This window comes from Elstera litoralis (assembly GCF_000963705.1).
Classification (GTDB): domain Bacteria; phylum Pseudomonadota; class Alphaproteobacteria; order Elsterales; family Elsteraceae; genus Elstera; species Elstera litoralis.
Window position 1 is genome coordinate 1 of record NZ_LAJY01000145.1, and the last position, 3,780, is coordinate 3,780.

Annotated in this window: 2 protein-coding genes and 1 pseudogene; all 3 read left to right on the forward strand. The window is 59.3% G+C overall.

Translation table 11 applies throughout. From position 1 onward, the window contains the following. Window positions 1–56: 56 nt before the first annotated feature. Complete coding sequence (locus VZ95_RS06960) at window positions 57–1,433, forward strand: flagellar hook protein FlgE (protein WP_045775212.1); 1,377 nt, start codon at window positions 57–59, stop codon at window positions 1,431–1,433. 507 nt (window positions 1,434–1,940) lie between these two features. Then, complete coding sequence (gene fliF, locus VZ95_RS06965) at window positions 1,941–3,584, forward strand: flagellar basal-body MS-ring/collar protein FliF (RefSeq protein ID WP_045775213.1); 1,644 nt, start codon at window positions 1,941–1,943, stop codon at window positions 3,582–3,584. A 69-nt stretch (window positions 3,585–3,653) separates the two neighbouring features. Beyond that, window positions 3,654–3,780 (forward strand): annotated as a pseudogene (locus tag VZ95_RS22850) (flagellar motor switch protein FliG); the annotation flags it as partial.

Consider the following 3,780-nt stretch of genomic DNA (forward strand, 5'->3'; position numbering starts at 1 on the left):
CAGGTCCTCGGGTCGGGAGAGGCCCCCTACTTCCCTAAGTTCAGCCTAAAGGTGCGATGATGAGTTTCAGCAAGGCCCTGATTACCGGCGTTACCGCGATGAATGCCCAAAGCACGGCGATGGGGGTTCTCTCCAACAATATCGCCAATTCTCGGACGGTCGGGTTCAAGGACTCGGATTCGCGCTTTTCCGATTTGGTCAACGGCGGCAAATCCTCCAATAGCCGCGTGGGCAGCGGGGTTGTCGCCTCGCAGTTCAGCCGGATCGATCAACAGGGCATCCTGTCCGCCTCCTATACCTCGACCAATTTCGCTATTGCCGGACGCGGGTTTTTCCCGGTTGCCTCCGCCATCGATAGTGCCACCGGCCAGATCGCCAATACGGCTGAACGGCTGGTAACGCGCGCGGGCGATTTCTCGGTCGATAAAAACGGTTTCCTCGTGAATTCCAAGGGTTTTGCCCTGCTCGGCATTCCGGCCGGGACGACCGCGACAACGGGAACTGGCGCCGGGGCCTTCAATAGCCTGCAACCGATCAAAGTTCCGGCCACCACGGTTCTCGCGGGAACGGCCTCAACCTCGATCACGCTGACCGGGAATCTCTCGGCGGCCGATGCCGTGCCGGTAACGACGACCACCGAAGACACCACCGACGCCGATGGCAATGTCGTTCCCGGAACGACGACAACGACGCCGGGCGCGACCGTTACATCGTCGGTCACCGCCTATGATTCAACGGGCACGCCCTATGTGCTGGAAGTCACCCTGACCAAAACCGCGCCGCAAACCTGGACTGCGCAATATACTGGCGGCACCGGGCCGGACGGCACCGCGCTGACGGCAACCGCCACCAGCGCGCCGATCACGCTCACCTTCGGCTCGAATGGCCAATTGGTCTCGCCGACGGGGTCCGTCTCCTTGGGCTCGGTGGCTTTCACCAATACCGCAACGGGCGCATCGGTTGCGACGCTGAGCCCGAATTTCAAATTCCAAGACGATGTGAGCGGCCTTACGACCATCACCGGCATGGGCGGGGCGAGCAATCTCTCCGGTTCTACAACGGATGGACACGGGGCGTTGGGGCTTGCCGGGATCGAAGTCGGCGAGGATGGCGTGCTGTATCAGATCTTCGATCAAGGCAAGCGCGTCGCCGTCGCCTCAATCCCGGTCGTGACCTTCGTCAATGATTACGGTCTGGAATCGGTCAGTGGAACCGCCTACCGCGTTACGGACAGTAGCGGCGACGCGGTGGTCAATGCCTCGAACACCAATGGCGCCGGTAAGGTCATGGGCGCGCAGTTGGAACAATCGACCGTCGATCTCGCCGATGAGTTCACCGACATGATCGTCACCCAGCGCGGCTATCAAGCCGCCTCCAAGATCGTCACCACAGCCGACGCGATGATCGAAATCGTGCGCGACCTGAAGAACTAAGACGCCCCTCCCCCGGCTTGAAGCTGCTGGGGCTATTGGAAACGAGCGGTCAGCCTTGCTGGCCGCTTTTTTCTATAAAACGCGACATAGGTTTTTCTCAAAATATATCGACTCGAATTTTAGCGACCCGATTCATTCACTTGACACCCCCCGGCTCCGGCTGCCATAGGGGGCGACAGAGCGTGTGGCGCAAGATATTGGGAAGTCTTAAAGTTTTCTTTATAAATCTGTCGCCTGATACGCCCCAGGGGCGCTTTAGAAAGCGGCGGAATTGGGCGCAGTGCGCCTATCCTTCTTGATCCGCCACTCTCACCAAACCGGGTAAGTCCGCGTCTTTAGGCAAAAATTTCCACTTCACCCCAACAATTTTTTACCCATTTCGCCGAAAATGCGGTAAAGATGGAAGGAAGGATAAAGAGCTGCCGCCCGGTAGCCCCTTATCTGGCCCCGTAACCAGCCGGTGCAGGTCTCTCTGCGTGTCCTGGCCGCTGTCAAAAGGTTGATCGCGTGAACGCCCTGATTCAGCAGATTAAGGCTCTCGGTCCGGTACGCCTAGCGATTGCGGGCGCAGTCGTGGTCGCTCTGATCGCCTTCTTGATCTATGTCGTCGCCCGGATGGGTGGTGCTGAAACGGCGCTACTCTATGGCGACCTTAGCCAGCAAGACGCGGCGAAGATCACCCAGCGCCTCGACCAGATGAACATGCCCTACCAGATCCGTGCCGATGGCGCGCAGATCTATGTGCCGATTGAGCAGGTCGCCAAGACCCGCATCACCTTGGCCGGCGAAGGCATCCCCTCGGGCGGCTCCATCGGTTACGAAATTTTCGACCAAGCCCAGGGCCTCGCGACCTCAAGCTTTGTGCAGAACATCAATCAGCTCCGCGCGTTGGAAGGCGAACTCGGCCGTACGATCCGTGGGATCGAGAATGTTCGCGACGCCCGCGTGCATCTGGTCCTGCCGACCCGCGAGCTTTTCTCCCGCGAACGCCAAGAGCCGAGCGCTTCAGTGCTGCTGCGCATGGCAAGCTCGCAGCGCCTGGAAAAGCCGCAAGTCGTCGCTATTCAGAACATCATCGCCGCCTCGGTTCCGAACCTAAAGCCGGAGCGGATTGCGATTGCCGACGAGCGCGGTCAGCTTCTCGCGCGCGGCGGTGTTAATGCCGGCAGCAGCGGCGCTATTCTGGAACAGTCGGAAGAGTTACGCGTCGCTTACGAACAGCGGATGTCGCGCCAGATCGAAAACCTCGTCGAGCGCTCCATCGGGTTCGGCAAGGCAAGGGTCGAAGCCTCCGCCGAAGTCGATTACAGCCGCGTCAATGAAACCGAAGAGGTTTTCAATCCGGAACAGCAGGTTCTGCGCTCCAGCCAGAATGTTGCCGATACCACGGAACAGTCTGAAACGGACGGCAATCCCTCGGTGACGATTGCAAACAATCTTCCGACGGGCTCGGCCACGGCGGGCGGTGCCACCACCTCTCAGTCGCGCAGCAACCGTTCCGAAGAAACGCTGAACTATGAAATCAGCAAGCGCATCACCAACCGGACCCGCGACCCTGGCGCGATTGCGCTGAAGTCGGTGGCCGTGCTGGTCGATCACAAAACGTCTGGGTTCGACGATAATCAAAAGGCGATTTTGGAGCCGCGTACGGCGCAGGAAATTGCAGCCCTTCGCTCGCTTGTCGCCTCGGCAGCCGGTCTCTCTGAAGGTCAGGTTGAGGTGGTGAATATGCCCTTCGCCTCGCTGGACGCCGATGTTCCGCCGCCCGCGACCATTATCGGCAATATGACCTTCGACGATCTGCGCAAATATCTTGAAATCGGTATGCTTGGCCTCGTGGGTATTCTCGTAGTGTTGATGGTTATCCGTCCGCTGCTGGCCCGCCTGTTCGACGCGGTACCGACGATGGCGAGCGCCGGGGCCGGGGCACAGCTCTTAGGGCCGAATGGTTTGCCGCAGCTTGGCGGGGGGCGCGATATGGTGCCCGCGCTTGAGATCGGCGATAGTATTGAAGAAATGATTGACCTCAATCGCATCGAAGGCCGGGTGAAAGCCTCCAGCCTGCGCAAGATTGGGGAAATTATCGAAAAGCATCCCGAAGATGTTGTCGCCATTCTGCGCGGCTGGCTCTACCAGGAATCTGGTGCATAGTGGGCCGCGTCGAAGCACAGCCTCTTCGTGGGTATCGTATGTCAATAACGGTAAGGGTCGAACCGAGCCATGCGTGTTCGTGAGGATTTCCGGTCGCTGACCGGACCTGAGAAAGCGGCCATACTGATGCTCGCCATTGGCGAGGAGCATGCGGCACGGCTATTCGAACTGATGGATGATGAGGAGATCAAAGAGG